We start from the raw sequence: 21,122 nt of genomic DNA on the forward strand, positions 1-21,122 counted from the left end.
GTTATTGAGTCACCCGCTCTTTTTTAGAAGTGAATGTGACTTTTCCATCGCTTAATGATGCAATTCTTGCTAAAGATTCAATACGGTACCCTTCTTTTTCTAACATCTCTCGCCCTGGCTGGAATGATTTTTCAATCACAATGCCAAGTCCTGCGACTGTTGCTCCTGCTTGCTTGACAATATCAATTAATCCTAGGGCAGCCTGGCCATTTGCTAAAAAGTCATCAATGATTAAGACGTTATCTGATGGCTGTAAAAATTCTTTTGAAATTGAAATTTCACTATATTGTTGTTTCGTAAATGAATATACTTTCGCGGTATACAATTGATCAAGCATAGTTAGTGATTTACGTTTTCTAGCAAAAACAAGGTCGCTTTGTAATTGTATGGAAGTCATTAAAGCGGGTGCGATGCCTGATGATTCGATCGTGATAATTTTTGTAATCCCTTCGTCTTTAAAACGATGGGCGAACTCTTCACCGATTTTTGTCATTAAGTTTGGATCAATGGCATGATTTAAAAAACTATCGACTTTTAATACGCCATCAGATAAAACAATTCCACGTTGTAAGATCTCTTCTTGTAAAGCTTTCATGATGTTTTCCTCCAATAACTTCATTTTAAATACAAAAAAACTCGAAACCGCCGTTCAACTATGAGTGAACGACCATCTCGAGTTTAATCATAAAAACAATACGGGAATATCACGTACATATCCAATTCTCGAATGTGGAATTATAACAGTACGAAATATGATTGATGAGAGATCCTTCACTCGTAGTCAAACAATTTACGGTTGTTTGGTAGAGACTCGTGAGCCATATCCTCACAGTTATACGAGTGTGCAAATTCAAATTATTAATTTAGGATTGATTATAACATAGAAATGAGGAGGTGCAACCATAATTACGAATAAAAAAATAAAAATTATAAACAATGTTCGGCTATTAAGAAAATTATTCCAATGATCTTTTGTTACAATTTCATGATAAAAAGTGAAATGAATTTACAAGTACAGGATTTTCGTATAAACTATGTATCGTTGTCAACTTGTACATACAAGATAAAGAAAGGTGATAAATATGTTAAAAAAATTATTTGGATTAGATAAGAAAGAAAAACCAGAAGTGCAAATGCCAGAAGCAGACGGTAAAGATGTGTTAGCGAGTCCACTTACTGGTTCTGTCGTGCCTTTATCAGAAGTACCTGACCCAACATTCGCAGAAAAAATGATGGGAGACGGTATTGCAGTAAAACCAACGAATGGGACGGTTGTCGCACCTGTACATGCAGAAGTTGTTCAACTATTTCCAACGAAGCATGCGGTTGGGTTAAAAACAGTTAATGGTGTGGAAATTTTGATCCATATTGGTATTGAAACAGTGAATATGCAAGGTGAAGGTTTCAAAGCTTTTGTTGAACAAGGTGATAAAGTGGCAAAAGGTGACAAGCTTATTGAGTTTGATATGAGCCTTGTAGAAGAGAAAGCAGAAAGTACAATTACACCTGTCATCATTACAAATGGTGATGCAGTAGAATCAGTTGAAAAAGAAGAAGGAACAGACGCAACGGCTGGTGAAACGACAGTAATGACAGTAACTGTAAAATAAAATGCTTTACTAATACTAAAACGCATGAAATTTTTTTACTGAAAATTTCATGCGTTTTTTATATGACATTTAATATTTAAGTTGTTTAATACTACATGCTCCTGCTATTATCTGAATCATTAATTGTTAACTAGCTTGATCCAGATTTTCTGGTTTTTTTCTTCTAAGAGCAAATGGGATAGCAACTAGACCTGCAATAGCTAGAGGGATCGTTGCGTAAAGCCAAGGAGAAGCACCAGCAGCCTCTTCTAATTCAGGTTCATAGACGATGACTTTACCGACCATATACGGGTGCGCTGTACATATATATTCATATTCACCGACTTCTTCAAAGGTATGGCTAAATTTCTCAGCATGCACTAACATTTCAGAAGAGAATCTCTCAGGACCTGATGTGACAAATACATCATGCTTTCCTGTATATTCTCCATCCAAATAAGGAAAGACATCTTCATTCGTCCACTCTACTTCAGTTCCAACAGGGACTTTTAAAACGGGGGCATCGTATGAGTTCCCTAAAATGTTAACCGATACTTTATTCTGCCCTGGTTCAATAACAATAGGTTCAGTATGTTCGGTTGGCGCATATGGGTTTACAACACGAACAGCATTTTCACGCTTTTGGGCCATTTCTTCTTCTGAGTATTCTGGACCATCCGCTAAAATTTCACGATCTAGTTCATCCTCCGTATAATCCCAGCTTGCATCAAAGGCACCGATTGCCCCTCTGGTAGCGCTACCAAAAGCGTGAGTAACAAACAAATACGTTCCTTCTTCCTCAGGTATTCTCCAATCAATGACCCAAGAGTCTGAAGGGCCAGCTAAAACAGTTTGCCCACCCGTCATTTTATTATCAGGGTGACCTTGCCAATAAACGTGGTCCCATATCCCTCCAACTACATGTAGAGTAGACATAATATTTGGGCCAATGTTAAGAAAATAAATGCGAACATTATCGCCAGGATGCACTTTTATCGGATCTTCAACATATCGGAAGTTTTTCCCGTTGAACATTACATACAGTGGATCTTCTTTCACAGAATCCGTACCTGTCTCATATACTTCATTTTGAATTAGAAAGAGCTCTAAGTCCGGTTCATCCCCTGACTTTTCAAGTTCATAGCCATCATCTGGGAGAACAACAATCATACCGTATTGTCCGAACAATGTATGCATCGGAATTGCGTGTCCTCCAGGTGCACAATGGTACATATATACGCCAGGGTAGGATGCTTTAAATTTGGCACTTTTTGTTTCACCAGGTTTTAGTTGACCAAGGTATTTTGACGTTTGTGTATAAGCAGCATGAATGGACATACCGTGAGGGACATCTCCCGTATTTATTGCTTCTAATTCAACAATATCCCCTTCATTTACAATGAGAGTAGGTCCAGGGAGTTTATTGTCGATTGTAAACCCACTGTAGACGACATTGCCACCTAAATAAACATCACTTTCTTGCAACGTTAATGAGAACTTTACATCCACTTTAACATTTTGATCAACAAAACTAGTGGGTGGTAATTCTGAATCATTACTGAGTGATTGAATGACTTCAACCGATTGTTCTTCATCTTCGTTTTCGTTATTCGTTGCTACTAAAGGACTAGATTGTAAATTCATGTCACTATCAATGTTGCCACTTTGAAATGCTTTCATGATCTCATTTGGGTCAAGCGTTTGAGACTTTTCTTCTAGATCGTTAACAAGGTTTTCATAATCCTCCATGTCATTAGCGTAAGTTGGTTGTGTGAGAGGAGTTACAGAAACAAAGATCAACCCAAGTGTTATTACCGTGATCAATAGTTTTTTAAATAAAAACACGATAATACCTCCTTTACATACTTTTAGATCCATTAACTTAGTGTTCATGAGTCACGACGTGCCTTGTAGTAATGCTCAAAAAAGTTGGAGAACCGGTGGCATGTGCTCACAGAGCTTTGTTGTTGCGAGGAAAAATCTAGATGCAGACTGTCCAATGTCTAAATGACGACTCTTCCTACTCTGTATACCGATTATAAAAAATATTCTGTTAAATTAAGTATAAAGAACTGTATTTATACTTATAGTGATGTACATCACTGAAGTGCTTTTGTTCACACCATGTTCTTAAGTATGTTGACAAGATAAAATCTTTGTTTTTGTTAGAAAAGGTGTAGTTCTGAGAAGCATGTTTTAAGGCTGTATTAGGGGGAAGTGAGAGAGTAGTTTAAATACTATTTGAATAATAGCTTAATTGGAGGGAGACGTGTTTTAAAAATAAAACCTAAATGTTCAAAGTGTGAAACTGAGGTCAACGGAATGGTGTCGTTTTCGTAAAAATGAGATATCCAAGCTGTGAATATAAAAAGCTTTAGAGGGTGTCCTCTAAAGCCTTTTTATATTTGGGTTTATCTAAAGCTTGGATATACATACGGAGTATCCGGTTCTTCAACCTCGTGTAAATAGCTATCGACTAATACTGGAAGCTTGTACCCATTATACTCTTGGATTTCAATCGTTCCCATCGCATAGAACCACGTATCTTCCTCAAACTCTTTCGCATCTTCAGATTCAATTAATGTTCCATATATTGCAGCATCTGCTGTACAGCACGTCATTGAAAATCTTGCAGCAACGAGTTGATGATCTTCAAAGTCTGGTTCTCGATAAGCAAAACCGATAATTTCAAGCTTTTTTCCTTCGAACTGTTCAAGGTGCAAATCGAGTACAGTCATAATATCTAAGTAGTTATCTTCTGTAACGGTAATTACATCTTGTTCTTCGAGTTCTTCTGCTAGTTCGATATAATATTCATCAAACCATTCCTGGTCATAAAAGTCTTCAATTGTATAATGCTCTTCTGCATCAAAATCAGCGCCAGATTCACTAGCTTCTAAATTACTAATATATTCATCTGGATCCTCTAAATACGCTTCAGCACGTGATGTCTCGGACGAATCAGCTTCACTCGTTTCTTCAGGTTGAGAAGGGACAGGCTTCGTAAATAAACCTGAGCCGTACTGGATACCGCGGTTAGCAGCGATAGAACTATCTAACATTCTATCAGGCAAAACAAATCCAGATAGAATAGGTAAAATGAAAACACTGTAAATAACGACCTTTACCCATGATGGTCCAGGGATTCGATGGTCGTGCTCACAGTTACAACTTTCACCGTGTTCATGTCCACTATCTTTTTTCGTACTGCGGAACACTTGAAGTAAGCCAAGCAAGAAAAATACAACTAGCGCAAAGTAGATAAACGGCATCATCGTTGGTGCGATATAATAAACGATATTTCCTGAAATGATCAGACCTAATATCAAAAGTGCAAATCCTATCAAAATTGTCCCTTGTATATAGGCATGAAATGAATGATCATATTTTTTCAATGAAAACACTCCTTGTTACAAAATAACGCCAAACAATACCATAACGGCGGTAAACACGACGAAGGTAACAGTAATCATAAAGGCAATAACAAATCTTGCTTTAAAGAATGCAAATAACATAAACGTATTCTTTAAATCTAGCATTGGTCCGTAAACTAAAAATGCGACAAGTGACTGATCGGTAAACTGATTACCAAATGATGAAGCAACAAACGCATCTGCTTCAGAACATAACGAGAGTAAATAAGCAAATACCATCATCACAATGACAGATGAATATTCATTAGAACCAATTGTAAGTAAGATGTTTCGGTCTAAGAATGTTTGGAATAAAGCTGCAATAAAAGCACCTAATATTAAATATTTTCCCATTAAGAAAAACTCGTCTACCGAGTGGTAAAACGTATCTCGCACTTTTGTTAGTGTAGAAGGTTTCTTAATTGGTTCAGTATGAATATGGACGTGATGTTCGTGTCTCGGGTTTACTCTTAACTGTTCGGTATTGTTTTTAAATAGAGCATATAATATTGCTCCGATAATAATGGATAAGACAAAGGCAAGTCCCATTCGTGAATATAAAATCGTGTTCGTTGGCTCACTTCGAAACGCGAAAAACGTAGAAGCGAAAACAATCGGGTTTAAAATAGGTGCTGCTACTAAGAAAACAACACCGACATGAAGTGGCATCCCTTTTTTTATTAATCGTCTTACAATTGGAACGATCGCACATTCACAAAAAGGTAAAATTGCACCTAACATTGCTGCTGGAAATAATGCAGCAATAGCGTTCTTTGGTAAAAATCGTTGAATCGTATCTTCTTTAACGTAAATCTGAATAAGTGACGATACGAAAACGCCGAGTAGAATAAATGGAATCGCTTCAATGACAATACTTAAAAATATCGTATTTACGTTAATCCACGCACTCGGTAGATTATTTAATTGTTCACTATCATTTAACCTGTCACTCATTAAAAATAATATTAAAAACAAAGATAACAAGGCTATGCCGAGTAAGTCTTTTCCTATTAAATTACGGTTTTCTGAACTCATGATGATCTCCTCTAATACGGACTTTTCACTGTTTCACATTTTAGCAGAATAAATAGTAGTCGTAAATTAGAGAAGTGGAATTGTTAAGTTTTTGTAATACAAATTAAGTGCCTATTCGACATCCATGATCGTGTTCGGATCGATCATTGTATAAACAAGAATAGCAACGACAAAGCAATAGATGGCGAAGTAAATGAGTTTACTTTTCTTTAAAAATTGTATGAGCCAAATAATTCCAATTAACGAAAAGAAAAACGTAACTAAAAAAGCGACGATTAAATTTGTTGTACCAATATATGAAAGCATCTCTGCAGAGAAGTCTTCGATAGCTAGAACAGTCGATCCTAAAATAACAGGTATTGCTAATAAGAATGAATAACGAACAGCAGTTTCACGATTTAAACCAGCTAATAATGAGACGACTAATGTGGAACCAGACCTTGAAATGCCTGGAATGACCGCTAAAGTTTGTCCGAATCCAACGATGACCGAGTCCCAAATAGTCATTGTTTCTTCTGTTTTAGACCCTGTACGATGGAAACGTTCAATAAAAATTAGGGCAAGTCCAGTAATTGCTAATGATGCTGCAATAAATGGAGGCGTTTTGATTGATTCAGCCGTCATGTCACTTAAAGTTTTACCTAAGACACCAGTGATAACGGTAGCAACAAGAATGTAGGTTCCAAAATAAAAGGACGTACGATCCTCTATATGACGTTTTATTATGAATCGGAAAAACCCACTAACTACCCTCCATAAATCACGCCAAAAAAATAATACGACCGCGAGGACAGATGCGAGATGTAAGATAATTTCGAAGGCTAGTCCAGGGAAGGTGTAACCAAAAATAAGTTGAGTAATAACAATATGTGCAGTACTTGAAATAGGTAGGAATTCAGTGATTCCTTGGACAATTCCAAAAATAATAGCTTCAATGAGTGTCACGTGGATCTTCCTTTCTTCGTCAAGAGATATAAGTGTTTAATCGTTTTACAAATAAACTTCTTAGTACTATGATATGTGGTAATATGTTGAAAAGAACAGACAACACAATGACTGAATATGATCATTCTTCATAAAATAATATTGTGAATAAAAAGTGAAAGCAATTTTCTTTAAAAATGAAAAGATATATACTCGTTTAATGAGGGGGGAGAATGAAAGTGAAGTTAAAACAAATCTTAACGATCATTATTTTTCTATCCGCTATTACAATCGGTGGATATATTATATACGAAGATCGTGCATCGAGTCCTAATATTGATGAACAACTCAATAATTACTACGATACTGCAGGTGACGAACGTACTGGAGAGGCAGAGTATGAAGAAGCAGAATATGTAGAGAAAGATGAAATAGGAGTTTCCCCTGGGATGTTGGCAAACAATTTCTCGCTCAAACTGTTTGATGAAGAGGATGAAGTTCAGCTCTCTGACTTTCAAGGCCAATTTGTTGTTTTAAACATGTGGGCTTCATGGTGTCCACCTTGTCGTGAAGAAATGCCAGATTTAATTAAGTTTCATGAAGATTATTCTCCTAAAGGTAATGTTGATGTTGTCGGCATCAATATAACGACCGCAGAAAGAAATGAAGGAGATGCCGAACAATTTATAGAAGATTTTCAAATCCCTTTTAAAAATTTAATGGATGTTGATGGAAAAGTATTAAATGATTACGAAGTTCTCTACATGCCAATGACATATATCATTGATCCTGATGGAAGAGTCTCTTTAAGACACCGTGGACATCTAACGTATGAAATGTTAGAAGATTATTATGAACAAGCGATTCAACTATATGAAGAAGGAACATAAGGAAAGCCGCCGTAATGGCGGCTTTTCAAGTGTCTTCACCTTTAGTTTCGGTGTTTATCATATGTGTCATATTTTAAAACTTCATTGATTTGCCTCATAATGCTCTCGTCAAGTGGAGAGGAATTTGCTGCAGCAATGTTTGCTTCTAGTTGATTCAACTTACTTGCTCCAGGGATTGCTGTTGCAATTGTTGAGTTTTTAACTGTATAACGGATGGCGAGTTCTTCAACCGTATACCCATGTTCTTCAGCGATGCTTTGAATTTTTGGAATAAGTTTCGTTAATTCACTTTCTGAGTAAGATAAAAACCCTTTTTCAGTTAATTTCTGTTTATAGTTGGATGTAAGTAGCCCTTTAGCCATTGGCCCTCGTGCAATAACAGAAACATTGTGGCGATCTAACAAATCAAACCATTCTTCAGGACGTCTATCTAGAAGGCTGTATTGCATCATCACACTTATGATATTCGATTTTTCCAAAAAGGTTTTAATCACATTAGGACGGATTGATGAGATGCCGTAATAACGGATGACCCCTTCTTGAACAAGCTCTTCGAATGTTTCAATTGTCTCATCAATTGGATCGTCAATTGTTCCACCGTGTAACTGATACAAATCTAGGTAATCAGTGTTTAATCGTTGTAATGAATTTTTCACTGCACTTTTCAAGTGTTGTTTCGAGGGGTTCCAACGCCACCCGTCAATTTCTTCTCCCCATTCATTTCCACCTTTTGAGGCGAGGATGATGTCTTCGCGCTTTCCTTTTATTGCCTTACCAACAGATTCTTCATTAAAGCCGAATTGATATAAGTCTGCTGTATCGAAAAAATTAATGCCATTGTCAATCGCTTTATGAATGAGTGCTTCGTTTGCTTCGTGATTATCGCCAAGAGACATACACCCGAAACCAATCTCTGAAACATATAGTGAAGAGTTGCCTAATTGATTTTTCTTCATTTTATGCCACCTCTCTTTTCTTCATTATCACTGATTATAAAGGAAGTTCATTCGTCTCTCCAAACAAAACGGGGTGCCGAAGATGAGGCCAAGGACTCTTATCAAATGTTTTTTAGTAGCCTAGCCGAAGATAACTGGATTTTATTCAGGATAGACATCCATGAGAAGTTATTTTCGCAACATTGCTGATGGAAGTAAGCGTAAGAATCGAGTTATAGTGAGCGCTAGTACGCGAGACTCCAGCGGAAGAACGGGCCAGGTGAGACCCCGCAGACAAGAATGAATCAACATGAATAGCTACAAGTCGAAGAGGCTCGACGGCACGTCCGCGGAAAGCGAGAGGTACTGTAGCGAATGAATATCAAATACCGTAGTTGATTAAAATAGTTGTCCCTTATAGATATTGTCTATTTTCAGAGAAGAGTAATGACGCATTAAAAACAAAGAAAGATCATGACATGAACTTACTCCCTTTGAATACGTTTGTCATATAAAGGTGGTGAGTGTTTTGTTGTCTGAAGAAAAAGTTGAAGTCATTAGTATTATTGATGAGACCAATGAGGTTATTAAAGTGAAAACGGATGGTGGATGCGGAAGAGCTCTCATATACAAAAGACTACTCGGCAGTGTAAATGTTGGTGAGAAAATCACTGTTAACACAACAGCTACTAATTTAAAGCTTGGAACAGGTGGCTGGGACATTACTCGTTCTATCGAAAGGGAGAAAAATCATTGTGTGATCAAACAAAATAAAGAAGGACATATTATGAAAGCCCGTTATTTAAGTGACCAACATTCGATTTATTCCGTTGAGGCCCCAGAAAGTAATGACCACCACTTTTTTCAAAAGAAATTAGATTTACAGGGCAAGAAGGTTTTAATCGGAGAGTTGCATAGTATAGTTCCTGTTGTGTGGCTGTTGTTACGTCAATACAACTATGATCACTCGCTCGTTACAATTATTAGTGACGAGGCTTCATTACCACTTATGATGAGTGATCATCTACATTTTTTACATGAGCAAAAGTCATTTCTTTCAATTACGACAGGTCAAGCATTTGGGGGCCAAGTGGAGGCAGTAAATATTATCACTGCATTGCAATATGTGATGGAAACGAACCGTAAAGCAGCTACACTTATCACATTAGGTCCTGGGGTAGTAGGGACAAATTCAACATATGGCTTTAGTGGGATTGCTCAGGCGGACTGGGCAAACTTAGTTCGCTCATTTCATGGAGTCCCAGTCTGGGTGCCGAGGTTATCAGAAGTAGAGGAGCGGTCGAGGCATCACGGAATAAGTCATCATACATTAACCCCTTTAACGGAACTTACTTATGGCAACCAATTACTACCGCTCCCTTATGGTGAATATAGTAATCAGTTGTTGGAAAAAGATATGAAGATGATAGAAAATAAACCGAATATTACAGTGATAAAAAGAGATGAATCACTCTTATTTCCGTTATTACGTAAGGTACAAAAAGATGCACCATTTCCTATCAAATCGATGGGGCGGACACTTGATCAAGACCCTCTCTTTTTCCTAGGTATAGCAGCAGCAGTTGATTTGCTTGTTAATGATAGAGATGATAGTTCGTGTACGAAATAGTGCGTTTTTGACGTTTGCTTTAAATATTCACGAACTTCCCATGCTTTTCCGACAAGGATGAATCCTTTCGGTCTTCTGTACATTTTCATTAAACCCCTCCTTCTAATAGATGAAATGAATCATTACGTGAAACCATTGGTGCTCTCTGATATACTTTCATCAGCATTTGTAATAGTTCATGAGTATGTTAAATAGAAGAAAATCAGAACTGGAGGATGTATATGAAGCATTTAAATGAAGAAACAATAAGGAAAGAATCGATTTATTCTGGACGGATCATAGATTTGTCAGTGCATGATGTGAAATTACCAAATGGAAAAGAAAGTAAAAGAGAAGTCGTTTATCATCCAGGAGCAGTGGCAGTCATTGCCTTTACGAAAGAAGGGAAGCTTATATTAGTGAAGCAATTCCGAAAACCGCTGGAAAAAGTGATAGCAGAGATTCCAGCAGGGAAACTTGAAAAAGGTGAAGATCCCCTCGAATGTGCAAAAAGAGAACTTGAAGAAGAAACAGGGGAAATTGCGGAAAACTGGGTATCTTTAGGATCTTTTTACACGAGTCCAGGATTTGCAGATGAATGCATTCATTTGTTTTTAGCTGAAGGTCTATCAGAAGGGATTGCCGGAACTGATGAGGATGAATTCGTAGAAAAAATGGAAGTCACGTTAGATGAAGCATTAACAATGGTAGAACAACAAGAAATACATGATGCAAAAACGGTGTTTGCTGTTCAATATTGGCAGTTAAAAAACAAAATGAAATAAGGTGTGTATGAGTGAAAACGTATTATATGGATCTTCATGTTCATATAGGGAGAACGTTTAATGGGAATGCCGTTAAAATAACAGCTTCGGATAAATTGACCTTAACGAATATTTTGGAAGAGTCGATCACTAGAAAAGGGATCGATATTATTGGGATTATTGATGCCCAGTCCCCTGAAGTCCTTGAAGAAATGAGTGAATTAATCGATGCTGGGTATGCATATGAGCTTGCTGGTGGTGGAATTCGCTATAAGGAGCAGGTGACGCTAATTTTAGGAGCTGAACTGGAGATTTACGATGAATATTCTTCTGGTCCAATCCATGTTTTATGCTATTTTCCTACTGTTAACGACATGGCTGACTTTTCAGCGTGGTGTCAAACGTATTTAAAAAATATCCAATTAAGCTCACAAAGACTGTATTGTAGCGGGATTGAACTACAAACAAAAGTTAAGGAACATCACGGCTGGTTCATACCAGCACATGTCTTTACTCCTTTTAAGAGTATGTACGGTAAAGGAGTCAAAGTATCTTTAACAGAAGTATTTGATCATTCCATGATCGATGCGGTGGAATTAGGGTTAAGTTCTGATACATATATGGCAGATGAACTCATAGAGTTAACACAGTTCCCTTATTTATCTAATTCTGACGCACACTCATTGCAAAAGTTAGGAAGAGAACACCAACTGATTCGATCCTCATCTTCTTCATTTGAAGCGATAAAAAAAGCAATTGATGGTCGAGAAAATCATCGAATAGTGAAAAATGTTGGGTTAAACCCTCGTTTAGGAAAATATTATTCGACAACATGTAAGGTGTGTAGCACTCCGTTAAAAAACGAGAAGTGTCCTAACGGTCATACATCTGGAACAATTAAAGGGGTTTCTGAAAGGATTACAGAACTTTCGGACCTTCAGCGATTTAGTATAGACAGTTCCAAACTAAAAAAGTGTATACAACGACCTCCGTATAAACACCAAGTACCACTAGAGTTTATACCTGGCTGCGGGCCGAAAACTGTTAATAAGCTGATACAAGCTTTTCACTCTGAAATGGCCGTTCTCCACGAAGTTCCAATTGAACAGTTAATAGAGGTAATCCCTCAAAAAATCGCAAATGATATATTGAATGCAAGAGCAGGTACCCTCGCATTTGTAGAGGGTGGCGGAGGAACATACGGAAAAATAAAAAAGTGAAAATGTAAAATCTATGAAACATGTCATAGCTCCCTCGTTAAAATCATAGACTGTGATAGATATGATTTAATGAAGGGGCGGAGATTGTATGATGCAAAGAAATGTCTTCTATCGAACCATAAATAACCATGTGGAAGAGAATAAAGCGATCTATTTATTTACGATTGTCCTCTTATTTATGGGGGTTATTTTCGGTGCTATAATCGTTAATAGTTTAAGCTTCGCTCAAAAAAATGATTTGTACGCGTATTTGAGCCTTTTTTTTGGACAAGTTGAACAAGGAGAATTTGCGAGTTCAACGGAAATGTTTACGCAAAGCTTTGCACACTATGGGAAATATTTAGGGCTCATGTGGTTTTTAGGGCTATCAGTAATTGGTGTACCAGTCATTTTTATCTTATTATTTATAAAAGGGCTTGTTGTCGGCTTTACAGTTGGCTTTCTTGTTAACCAAATGGGATTTGACGGATTCTTATTATCATTTGCGACAGTTTTTCCGCAAAACATTATATTAATCCCTATCTTTGTGGTAGTTGCAACGGTTGCAACGGCATTTTCACTTAAAATCTGGAAACAAATCACAAAAAGAGGGTATGAACCAATTTTTCAATATTTTATTTCTTATTCGATCTTTTTATTGGTTACTGGAGCATCTGTTGCTCTCGTTTCTTTGTATGAAGCATATGTTTCCCCGACTGTCATGCAATTCATCTTCAGTTGGATTAATTAAAATGATTATTTATTAATAGTGTTTATAAAATTCTTTTTATAACGATTCTCATTTGACACCGTTTTTTCTCAAGGAGTATAATATAGGTTGTATATGGCTTTTTGGGGGGGACATAAGATGGAACAAAGAATTGAAAGAATTAAAAAGCAGCTTCATTCGCAGAGCTATAAATTAACTCCACAGCGGGAGTCTACTGTACGTGTATTGTTAGAACATGAAGAGGATCACTTAAGTGCCGAAGATGTTTATATGCTCGTGAAGGAGAAGTCCCCAGAAATTGGTCTTGCTACTGTCTACCGGACGTTAGAATTACTAACCGAACTGAACGTTGTCGATAAAATTAACTTCGGAGATGGTGTATCGAGGTACGATTTACGTCAAGAAGGGGCAACCCATTTTCACCACCACCTCGTTTGTATTGAATGTGGATCAGTCGATGAAATACAAGAAGATTTATTAGAAGATGTAGAAAGAGTTGTAGAAAAGCAGTGGAAGTTCAAGATTAAAGACCACCGTTTAACGTTTCATGGCGTTTGCCACCGTTGTAATGGCCAATGAAAGTAAAAACCTTGCTTTAAGAATAAGTAAGGTTTTTATTTTTTCCAAAGTTAGCTGAAGCCGTGCCCCGGGGTGCAAAGAAGACACCGGGAATGCAAACGAAGTGAAGCATGAACGGAGGTCGCACTTGTGCCTAGAGGTGAAAGCGAAGTGTATTTCAACTGCGATACAAGTGAAAATGCAAATGTTAAAAAAAATCAAATTCAGAAGCTGTCATCAAATTTAATGAGGCGAATTATGAAATTGGCTCACTTCTTAAAAGTTTCATAAATTGTTCACATTGTTTTTCGGACAGACTGTTTTTCTACTTTTTTGCCATGAATTCTATGAAAAATAGTATAGAATGGGACCCGCTTGTCATACTCTTTAATATAATATGTTAAAGAGAGGGTTAATGATGAGAGGACTCCGTTCAATTTTTCAAGCTTTGTGGGTGTTTTTTATGTTCATAGGGTGCACAGTCGTATTTTATTATGGTATTCTATGGGTAAGTGAAGAGTATAAAAATTACCATCGTTATGATGAACCGAAAGGAAGAGCAGTGAAGGTACATCATCAGCAAATGGACGAAGACTCGTTACATTCTTGGGAGCGCTTACGAATCTTTCTTAATCACGGCGAATAGAAGAAAAGGTGGTGGGAGATTGCAAGACTCCGTTCAAGATTATATTCATTATTTGGTTGTAGAAAAAGGCTTGTCAAAAAATACAACAGAAGCCTATAAAAGAGACTTGAATAGTTATATTCAATATATGAAACAAGTAGAAGAGAAAACAAATGTTTCACAAATTACGAAAGAATCTGTTTTACATTATTTGTATCATCTTAAAGAGCAAGGTAGAGCATCGACAACAACTGCGAGAACGTTATCATCTATTCGGTCTTTTCACCAATTTTTATTAAGGGAAGGTGCTGTAACAACTGACCCATCTGTACATATTGAAATGCCGAAAGCCGAAAAGAAGCTCCCGAAAATATTATCACCTAAAGAAGTTGAGGCGCTCCTTGAGTCACCAATCGAACGTACAAGCTTAAGCATACGAAATAAAGCGATGCTGGAACTGTTATATGCTACGGGAATCCGTGTTTCTGAGCTTTGCCAATTAAAACTGTCTGATATTCATTTACAAATGGGATTTATTCGCTGTATAGGAAAAGGGAATAAAGAAAGAATCATTCCTTTAGGAAGTGTTGCTACAAAGGCATTGGACGATTATCTACAAAATAGCCGTCCTGAACTTACAAAAAAGCAACGTCATGAAATATTGTTTGTAAATCACCGCGGACAACAAATGTCTAGGCAAGGTTTTTGGAAGATAATTAAACAGTTAACAAGAGATGCAAAGATTGAAAAGGAACTAACTCCTCATACGTTACGTCATTCATTTGCAACGCATTTATTAGAGAATGGTGCTGACTTGAGAGCTGTTCAAGAGATGTTAGGTCATGCCGATATTTCTACAACACAAATATATACACATGTTACGAAAGCGAGAATGAAAGATGTTTATTCTCAATATCATCCTAGAGCATAATCATTAGCTCTATTTTTTCGGATGAAGAGGTCTGACCTCAGACCACGATATTTCTTACCGATTGAATTAAGCAATCTCGGGTATAGTAATAAGGAATATAAAGATAAATACATACTTTGTAGGAGGAAATAAACATGGACAACTATAAAAAATATAAGAGAATGTTTTTAATTGTGATGGACTCAGTTGGGATTGGAGAAGCACCAGATGCGAAAGAATTTGGAGATGAAGGTTCAGATACGTTAGGCCATATCGCTGAAAAAATGAATGGATTAAAGATGCCTCATATGGATCAGTTAGGTCTAACTCATATTAAGGAATATGAAGGAGGGCAAAAGCCAGAAAAAGCTTTAGCTTACTATGGAAAAATGGAAGAATCATCTGTGGGGAAAGATACGATGACAGGCCATTGGGAAATTATGGGCCTTCACATTGATCAACCTTTCCGTACATTTCCTGAAGGGTTTCCTAAAGAGTTAATTGATGAAATTGAAGAGCGCACAGGCAGAAAAGTGTTAGGGAATAAGCCAGCATCAGGAACAGAAATTCTTGATGAATTAGGTGAACAACATGTAAATACTGGTGACTTAATTGTCTATACATCTGCTGATTCTGTGTTACAAATTGCCGCACATGAGGAAGTTATTCCACCCGAAGAACTTCATGAGATTTGTAAAATGGCGAGACAATTAACATTAGATGAAAAATATATGGTTGGCCGTGTCATTGCTCGTCCATTCCTTGGAAAACCTGGAGAATGGGTAAGAACCGCAAATCGACACGATTATGCACTTAAGCCATTTGGTCGAACAGTGATGAATGAATTAAAAGACCAAGGATATGATTCGATTGCGATTGGAAAAATCTCTGACATTTACGATGGTGAAGGCATTACTGAATCGTTAAGAACTTCTTCTAATATGGATGGGATGGATAAATTAAACCAATCTCTTCAAATGAACTTTACTGGATTAAGCTTCTTGAACTTAGTTGATTTTGATGCGAAATTCGGTCACAGAAGAGATCCTATTGGATACGGGGAAGCGTTAGAGGAGTATGATGCTCGTTTACCAGAAGTATTTGAGCAGTTAGAAGACGATGATTTACTAATTATTACAGCAGATCATGGGAATGATCCAATTCACCATGGAACAGACCACACAAGAGAATATGTTCCTTTACTTGTATATAACAAACAAATGGCAGAAGGGCAGTCGTTAGGCGTTCGAAAAACATTTGCAGACATTGGTGCAACAGTTGCAGATAATTTCAACGTTGAATTGCCAAAACACGGAGAAAGCTTTTTAGACGAGTTAAAATAGGGGGAGAAACAGATGGTAACAATGAACATGATTGAAGAAGCAAAACAATTTATTAATGAAAAAATCGAAGATCGTCCGACGATTGGATTAATTTTAGGCTCCGGGTTAGGAGTCTTAGCAGACGAAATTGAAAGCGCTGTAAAGATTCCTTACTCAGAAATTCCTGGATTTCCAACCTCAACGGTCTCAGGCCATAAAGGTCAACTTGTCATTGGGAAGCTAGAAGGGAAGACAGTTGTTGCTATGCAAGGACGTTTTCACTTTTACGAAGGGTATGACATGCAACTTGTCACGCTTCCAGTTCGAGTAATGAAAGCGATCGGTGTTGAATCGGTAGTTGTGACCAATGCAGCAGGCGGTGTAAATGAATCCCTTAACCCAGGTGACTTAATGTTAATTTCAGATCACTTAAACTTATTTGGTACGAATCCATTGATCGGACCGAACGATGAACAGTTAGGCGTTCGCTTCCCAGATATGAGTAATGCATATGACCCAGCGTTACTTTCATTAGCAGAAAAAGTAGCGGAGGGCTTATCCCTGGAAGTTAAAAAAGGTATTTATGCAGGGAATACAGGCCCTGCTTATGAAACGCCAGCTGAAGTAAGAATGGCTCGTATTTTAGGTGCTGATGCTGTTGGTATGTCTACAGTTCCAGAAGTGATTGTCGCTCGCCACAGTGAGATGAAGGTTATGGGGATATCATGTATTTCGAATATGGCAGCAGGGATTTTAGATCAACCATTAACACATGATGAAGTGATCGAAACAACAGAACAAGTAAGATCACAATTTTTAACGTTTGTTAAAGAGATTGTGAAACAGATGGAGGGGGAGAACTAATATGCTAGGTTTAGAGCAAATTAAAGAAGCGGCACAAGCAATAGAAGGAAAAATATCAGTCAAACCAACGATTGGTTTGATTTTAGGATCAGGACTAGGTGAATTAGCAGACGATATTGAAAATGCAGTAAAAATGGAATATCACACGATCCCTCACTTTCCAACATCGACAGTAGCCGGACATAAAGGTCAATTAGTAATTGGTGAGCTTGAAGGTGTTAATGTTATTGCAATGCAAGGTCGTTTCCATTATTACGAAGGGTACTCCATGCAAGAAGTAACATTCCCGGTCCGTGTTATGAAGCAGCTTGGTTGTGAAACGTTAATCGTTACAAATGCTTGTGGTGGTATGAATGAAAGCTTTAAGCCAGGAGATTTAATGCTTATTGATGACCATATTAACTTTACAGGATCAAATCCATTAATTGGACCAAATATCGAAGAACTAGGCCCACGTTTTCCTGATATGAGTAAAGTCTATACAGAAAGTTTAAGAGAACACGCTCTACAAGTTGCTGAAAAAATCGATTTAAACCTTCAACGCGGTGTTTATACAGCAGTAAGTGGTCCGACATATATGTCAGGGGCAGAATTAATCATGCTTCGTAAATTAGGCGGCGATGTTGTAGGAATGTCTACTGTACCAGAAGCAACAATTGCAAGACATATGAATATGAACGTTTTAGGAATTTCATGTATTACAGACATGGCAATCGGAGAATCAATTGAGGGGATTACTCATGAGGAAGTCATGGAAGTAGCTGAAAAAGCAAAACCTATATTTAAAAACTTTGTCCGCACATTGTTAAAAGATGGAAATGAACAATTGTGGGCGATAAAAGAGGGGGAATAATAAATGAGAATGGTCGACTTAATCGAGAAAAAACGTAATGGTTTTTCTCATACAAAGGAAGAAATTGATTTCATTATTGAAGGTTATTCAAATGGTGAAATCCCAGAATATCAAATGAGTGCTTGGGCGATGGCTATATTCTTCCAAGACATGAATGAAGAAGAACGTGCCGACTTAACGAATGCAATGGTTCAATCAGGTGATGTCATAGACCTTTCTGACATTGAAGGTGTGAAGGTTGATAAACATAGTACTGGTGGTGTCGGTGATACAACGACTCTCGTTTTAGCTCCGCTTGTTGCAAGCGTCGGTGTACCTGTAGCAAAAATGAGTGGTCGTGGTCTTGGCCATACAGGAGGAACGATTGATAAATTAGAATCAATTCCTGGCTTTAACGTTGAAATTACGAATCAGCAATTTATTGATTTAGTGAATAAAAATAAAGCAGCTGTCATTGGCCAAACGCAAAACTTAACTCCAGCTGATAAAAAGCTTTACGGTTTAAGGGACGTTACAGCAACAGTGAATTCCATTCCGCTAATTGCAAGCTCAATTATGAGTAAAAAAATTGCCTCAGGTGCTGACGCAATCGTATTGGATGTAAAAACAGGTGCCGGTGCGTTCATGAAAGAGTTAGATGAATCGAAAGAGTTAGCAAAAGCGATGGTGAAGATCGGAAACGACTTAGGTAGAAAAACCTCTGCGGTTATTTCAGATATGAGCCAGCCACTTGGTTTTGCAATTGGTAATGCATTAGAAGTGAAAGAAGCTGTTGAAACATTACAAGGGAACGGGCCAAAAGATTTAACCGATTTATGTTTAGAACTAGGTAGTCACATGGTCGTTCTAGCAGGAAAAGCCGATACACTTGATGAAGCAAAGCAAATGTTAGAAGAAGTGATTCAAAATGGAAAGGCGTTAGAGCACTTTAAAGTTTTTGCTGAATCTCAAGGTGGTGACGCTTCAGTCATTGAGGATGTAGAGAAGCTTCCAAAAGCATCCAATATTGTTGAAGTAACAGCTGAAACGGATGGATATGTTTCAGGAATTGTTGCAGACCAGATTGGTACAGCAGCGATGATGCTTGGAGCAGGACGAGCGACTAAAACTTCAGAAATTGATTTAGCAGTTGGTCTTGAACTTCGTAAAAAGATTGGAGATAAAGTTTCAAAAGGTGATTCATTAGCGACGATTCATGCCAACACAGACCAAATTGACGATATAAAATCGAAAATTTTACAATCATTTACGATATCTGAGGATAGTGTAGAAGCACAACCACTTATTTACGATGTGATCTCTTAATAGGAAGAAGCCGCGAGTCGGCTTCTTTTTTTACGTAAAAATTTAGGCCCTTTTATACAAAAAAATGGTTTGTCCGTAAGAATGTTGGTTTATCCGCAACTTTTGGAGTTTGTCCGTGAAAATGTTGATTTATCCGCAACTTTTTGATTTTCTCCGTGAAAATGTTGATTTATCCGCAACTTTTTGATTTTCTCCGTAAAAATGACAATTTCTCCGTAACTTAAAATCATTCTAAATGATCGTAATGAAATCCATTCAAATTAATGAAATAAACTACCCTTTCAACAGAAAGTTTTTAGGCGATAGGAACAATGTCAAATGATGGTATAATTCAATTCTTTTCGGGCAGAATGGTAAAGAAAAAGAATGGAGGGATTTCATTGAAAAAGACAATAGTCGCATTTTTAGTAGCATTATATATGTTTGGTAGCGTGACGACAGTCTTTGCAGAAGAGGGAACAGTAGAGCTGGCAAATGAGGCAACATCAGCGATTTTAATGGAAAGAGATACGGGGACTGTTCTTTATGAAAAGAACAGTAATGAGCAGCTTCCTCCTGCTAGTATGACGAAAATAATGACAATGATTTTAATAATGGAAGCGATTGAAGATGGGAAGATCAAGTGGGACGATACAGTCCGTACGAGTGAAAGAGCAGCATCTATGGGTGGCTCGCAAATCTTTTTAGAACCAGGCGAAGAAATGACGGTTGAAGAGATGTTAAAAGGAATTGCGATTGCTTCAGGAAACGATGCATCAGTAGCAATGGCTGAGCATTTAGCAGGCTCTGAAGAACAGTTTGTTTCCATGATGAATGATAAAGCGAAAGAGCTTGGTTTAAAAGATACACATTTTGTTAACTCAAATGGACTACCAGCAGAAAACCTGTACTCATCTGCCTATGACTTAGCTGTCATGGCTCAAGAGTTGTTGAAATACGAAGATATAACAAAATATACGAGTCTATATGAAGACTATTTAAGAGAAGATACAGATGATAAATTTTGGTTAGTAAACACAAATAAGTTAGTAAAATTTTATCCTGGTGTTGATGGGTTAAAAACAGGTTATACGAGTGAGGCGAAGTATTGTTTAACGGCGAGTGCAAATAAGAACGATATGCGTATGATTGCCGTTGTTATGGGAGCACCATCACCAAAAGAACGAAACCGTCAAATCACTGAAATGTTTGATTATGCCTATAGTCAATATGAACTGCAAAGACGTTACGAACGTGGTGATTTGTTAGGGGAAGTAAAAATAAGTAAAGGTTCCGATTCTACAGTACAAGTACTTGCAGATCGAAATGTTTCGTTACTTATGAAAAAAGGTGAAAATGTTGAAGGGATTACAGAGCGTCTTGAGTTAGAAGAGCCAATTGCTGCTCCTGTAGATAAGGGGCAAGTAGCTGGAAAACTTTACGTTGAAAAAGATGGTGATGTATTGTCTGAAGTAGATGTGATCGTCGCTGAAGATGTATCAGAAGCTTCTTTATGGAAGTTATTTAAGCGTACAACGTCAATCCTTGTCGGAAATTAAAAGAAACACCATCAATTATCGTGTTCTTTTGGCGAAATGACACTACTTTTGCGAACGTG

At 37.4% G+C, this 21,122-nt stretch carries 20 protein-coding genes, 1 pseudogene and 1 riboswitch; of the genes and pseudogenes, 14 read left to right on the forward strand and 7 right to left on the reverse strand.

The window, feature by feature from the left end; genetic code table 11:
* Position 1: 1 nt before the first annotated feature.
* Positions 2-595 carry a xanthine phosphoribosyltransferase gene (locus tag LGQ02_RS08000; protein ID WP_226517664.1) on the reverse strand — a complete coding sequence of 198 codons (594 nt, stop codon included), beginning with the start codon at positions 593-595 and terminating at the stop codon, positions 2-4.
* Between the two features lie 163 nt (positions 596-758).
* Positions 759-860: riboswitch (purine riboswitch) on the reverse strand.
* Between the two features lie 222 nt (positions 861-1,082).
* On the opposite strand from LGQ02_RS08000, the gene LGQ02_RS08005 reads away from it, so the two are divergent.
* Positions 1,083-1,610, forward strand: a complete 528-nt coding sequence (locus LGQ02_RS08005) for a PTS sugar transporter subunit IIA (RefSeq protein WP_404802386.1) — start codon at positions 1,083-1,085, stop codon at positions 1,608-1,610.
* 126 nt (positions 1,611-1,736) lie between these two features.
* Here LGQ02_RS08005 and LGQ02_RS08010 read toward each other — a convergent pair whose 3' ends face one another.
* From LGQ02_RS08010 to LGQ02_RS08025, 4 genes are all read right to left on the reverse strand, one after another.
* Entirely contained in the window at positions 1,737-3,434 is a 1,698-nt protein-coding gene (locus LGQ02_RS08010) for a multicopper oxidase domain-containing protein (RefSeq protein WP_226517665.1), read from the reverse strand.
* Between the two features lie 566 nt (positions 3,435-4,000).
* On the reverse strand, positions 4,001-4,984 hold the full coding sequence (locus LGQ02_RS08015) for a TIGR03943 family putative permease subunit (protein WP_226517666.1): 984 nt from the start codon (positions 4,982-4,984) through the stop codon (positions 4,001-4,003).
* 15 nt (positions 4,985-4,999) lie between these two features.
* Complete coding sequence (locus LGQ02_RS08020) at positions 5,000-6,037, reverse strand: permease (protein WP_226517667.1); 1,038 nt, start codon at positions 6,035-6,037, stop codon at positions 5,000-5,002.
* Between the two features lie 111 nt (positions 6,038-6,148).
* Positions 6,149-6,982: an undecaprenyl-diphosphate phosphatase gene (locus LGQ02_RS08025; protein WP_226517668.1), complete on the reverse strand. Its 834-nt coding sequence runs from the start codon at positions 6,980-6,982 to the stop codon at positions 6,149-6,151.
* Positions 6,983-7,194: 212 nt separating this feature from the next.
* Between LGQ02_RS08025 and LGQ02_RS08030 the strand changes: the two genes are divergently transcribed.
* Positions 7,195-7,851, forward strand: coding sequence for a TlpA disulfide reductase family protein (locus LGQ02_RS08030; protein WP_226517669.1), 657 nt, complete (start codon positions 7,195-7,197; stop codon positions 7,849-7,851).
* A 41-nt stretch (positions 7,852-7,892) separates the two neighbouring features.
* Here LGQ02_RS08030 and LGQ02_RS08035 read toward each other — a convergent pair whose 3' ends face one another.
* Entirely contained in the window at positions 7,893-8,807 is a 915-nt protein-coding gene (locus LGQ02_RS08035) for an aldo/keto reductase (protein WP_226517670.1), read from the reverse strand.
* Between the two features lie 511 nt (positions 8,808-9,318).
* Here LGQ02_RS08035 and LGQ02_RS08040 point away from each other — a divergent pair.
* The gene (locus LGQ02_RS08040; protein WP_319003518.1) at positions 9,319-10,416 is read left to right on the forward strand and encodes a DUF3866 family protein; all 1,098 of its coding nucleotides are present in this window, start codon (positions 9,319-9,321) and stop codon (positions 10,414-10,416) included.
* Between the two features lie 16 nt (positions 10,417-10,432).
* On the opposite strand, the pseudogene mciZ reads toward LGQ02_RS08040, so the two are convergent.
* Positions 10,433-10,505: pseudogene (mciZ, locus tag LGQ02_RS21460) on the reverse strand (Z-ring formation inhibitor MciZ); the annotation flags it as partial.
* 132 nt (positions 10,506-10,637) lie between these two features.
* Here mciZ and LGQ02_RS08050 point away from each other — a divergent pair.
* From LGQ02_RS08050 to LGQ02_RS08100, 11 genes are all read left to right on the forward strand, one after another.
* Positions 10,638-11,180 carry an NUDIX hydrolase gene (locus LGQ02_RS08050; protein WP_226517671.1) on the forward strand — a complete coding sequence of 181 codons (543 nt, stop codon included), beginning with the start codon at positions 10,638-10,640 and terminating at the stop codon, positions 11,178-11,180.
* Between the two features lie 11 nt (positions 11,181-11,191).
* Positions 11,192-12,379: an endonuclease Q family protein gene (locus LGQ02_RS08055; protein ID WP_226517672.1), complete on the forward strand. Its 1,188-nt coding sequence runs from the start codon at positions 11,192-11,194 to the stop codon at positions 12,377-12,379.
* Positions 12,380-12,470: 91 nt separating this feature from the next.
* Complete coding sequence (spoIIM, locus tag LGQ02_RS08060; protein ID WP_404802414.1) at positions 12,471-13,109, forward strand: stage II sporulation protein M; 639 nt, start codon at positions 12,471-12,473, stop codon at positions 13,107-13,109.
* Positions 13,110-13,226: 117 nt separating this feature from the next.
* Positions 13,227-13,667: a ferric iron uptake transcriptional regulator gene (gene fur, locus LGQ02_RS08065; protein ID WP_226517674.1), complete on the forward strand. Its 441-nt coding sequence runs from the start codon at positions 13,227-13,229 to the stop codon at positions 13,665-13,667.
* A gap of 394 nt (positions 13,668-14,061) precedes the next feature.
* Positions 14,062-14,292: a YqzK family protein gene (locus LGQ02_RS08070; RefSeq protein ID WP_226517675.1), complete on the forward strand. Its 231-nt coding sequence runs from the start codon at positions 14,062-14,064 to the stop codon at positions 14,290-14,292.
* A 19-nt stretch (positions 14,293-14,311) separates the two neighbouring features.
* Positions 14,312-15,202 (forward strand): site-specific tyrosine recombinase XerD, encoded by an 891-nt coding sequence (xerD, locus tag LGQ02_RS08075; RefSeq protein WP_226517676.1) that lies wholly within the window; start codon positions 14,312-14,314, stop codon positions 15,200-15,202.
* Between the two features lie 134 nt (positions 15,203-15,336).
* Complete coding sequence (deoB, locus tag LGQ02_RS08080) at positions 15,337-16,524, forward strand: phosphopentomutase (protein ID WP_226517677.1); 1,188 nt, start codon at positions 15,337-15,339, stop codon at positions 16,522-16,524.
* A 21-nt stretch (positions 16,525-16,545) separates the two neighbouring features.
* On the forward strand, positions 16,546-17,367 hold the full coding sequence (locus tag LGQ02_RS08085) for a purine-nucleoside phosphorylase (RefSeq protein ID WP_404802415.1): 822 nt from the start codon (positions 16,546-16,548) through the stop codon (positions 17,365-17,367).
* Between the two features lies 1 nt (position 17,368).
* A complete protein-coding gene (locus tag LGQ02_RS08090) occupies positions 17,369-18,220 on the forward strand; it encodes a purine-nucleoside phosphorylase (protein ID WP_226517679.1) in 852 nt (283 codons plus the stop codon).
* A gap of 3 nt (positions 18,221-18,223) precedes the next feature.
* Positions 18,224-19,525, forward strand: coding sequence for a pyrimidine-nucleoside phosphorylase (locus LGQ02_RS08095; protein WP_226517680.1), 1,302 nt, complete (start codon positions 18,224-18,226; stop codon positions 19,523-19,525).
* Positions 19,526-19,944: 419 nt separating this feature from the next.
* Complete coding sequence (locus tag LGQ02_RS08100) at positions 19,945-21,063, forward strand: D-alanyl-D-alanine carboxypeptidase family protein (protein ID WP_226518256.1); 1,119 nt, start codon at positions 19,945-19,947, stop codon at positions 21,061-21,063.
* The last annotated feature ends 59 nt before the right edge of the window (positions 21,064-21,122 follow it).

Source organism: Bacillus shivajii (assembly GCF_020519665.1).
GTDB lineage: Bacteria > Bacillota > Bacilli > Bacillales > Salisediminibacteriaceae > Bacillus_CA > Bacillus_CA shivajii.

Excerpts from the sequence above, each read along its gene's own strand:
- LGQ02_RS08000 (WP_226517664.1), bottom strand. The coding sequence starts at position 595 with ATGAAAGCTTTACAAGAAGAGATCTTACAACGTGGAATTGTTTTATCT.
- LGQ02_RS08005 (WP_404802386.1), top strand. The coding sequence starts at position 1,083 with ATGTTAAAAAAATTATTTGGATTAGATAAGAAAGAAAAACCAGAAGTG.
- LGQ02_RS08020 (WP_226517667.1), bottom strand. The coding sequence starts at position 6,037 with ATGAGTTCAGAAAACCGTAATTTAATAGGAAAAGACTTACTCGGCATA.
- LGQ02_RS08030 (WP_226517669.1), top strand. The coding sequence starts at position 7,195 with ATGAAAGTGAAGTTAAAACAAATCTTAACGATCATTATTTTTCTATCC.
- LGQ02_RS08035 (WP_226517670.1), bottom strand. The coding sequence starts at position 8,807 with ATGAAGAAAAATCAATTAGGCAACTCTTCACTATATGTTTCAGAGATT.
- LGQ02_RS08050 (WP_226517671.1), top strand. The coding sequence starts at position 10,638 with ATGAAGCATTTAAATGAAGAAACAATAAGGAAAGAATCGATTTATTCT.
- spoIIM (WP_404802414.1), top strand. The coding sequence starts at position 12,471 with ATGCAAAGAAATGTCTTCTATCGAACCATAAATAACCATGTGGAAGAG.
- fur (WP_226517674.1), top strand. The coding sequence starts at position 13,227 with ATGGAACAAAGAATTGAAAGAATTAAAAAGCAGCTTCATTCGCAGAGC.
- LGQ02_RS08070 (WP_226517675.1), top strand. The coding sequence starts at position 14,062 with ATGATGAGAGGACTCCGTTCAATTTTTCAAGCTTTGTGGGTGTTTTTT.
- deoB (WP_226517677.1), top strand. The coding sequence starts at position 15,337 with ATGGACAACTATAAAAAATATAAGAGAATGTTTTTAATTGTGATGGAC.
- LGQ02_RS08085 (WP_404802415.1), top strand. The coding sequence starts at position 16,546 with ATGAACATGATTGAAGAAGCAAAACAATTTATTAATGAAAAAATCGAA.
- LGQ02_RS08090 (WP_226517679.1), top strand. The coding sequence starts at position 17,369 with ATGCTAGGTTTAGAGCAAATTAAAGAAGCGGCACAAGCAATAGAAGGA.
- LGQ02_RS08095 (WP_226517680.1), top strand. The coding sequence starts at position 18,224 with ATGAGAATGGTCGACTTAATCGAGAAAAAACGTAATGGTTTTTCTCAT.
- LGQ02_RS08100 (WP_226518256.1), top strand. The coding sequence starts at position 19,945 with ATGTTTGGTAGCGTGACGACAGTCTTTGCAGAAGAGGGAACAGTAGAG.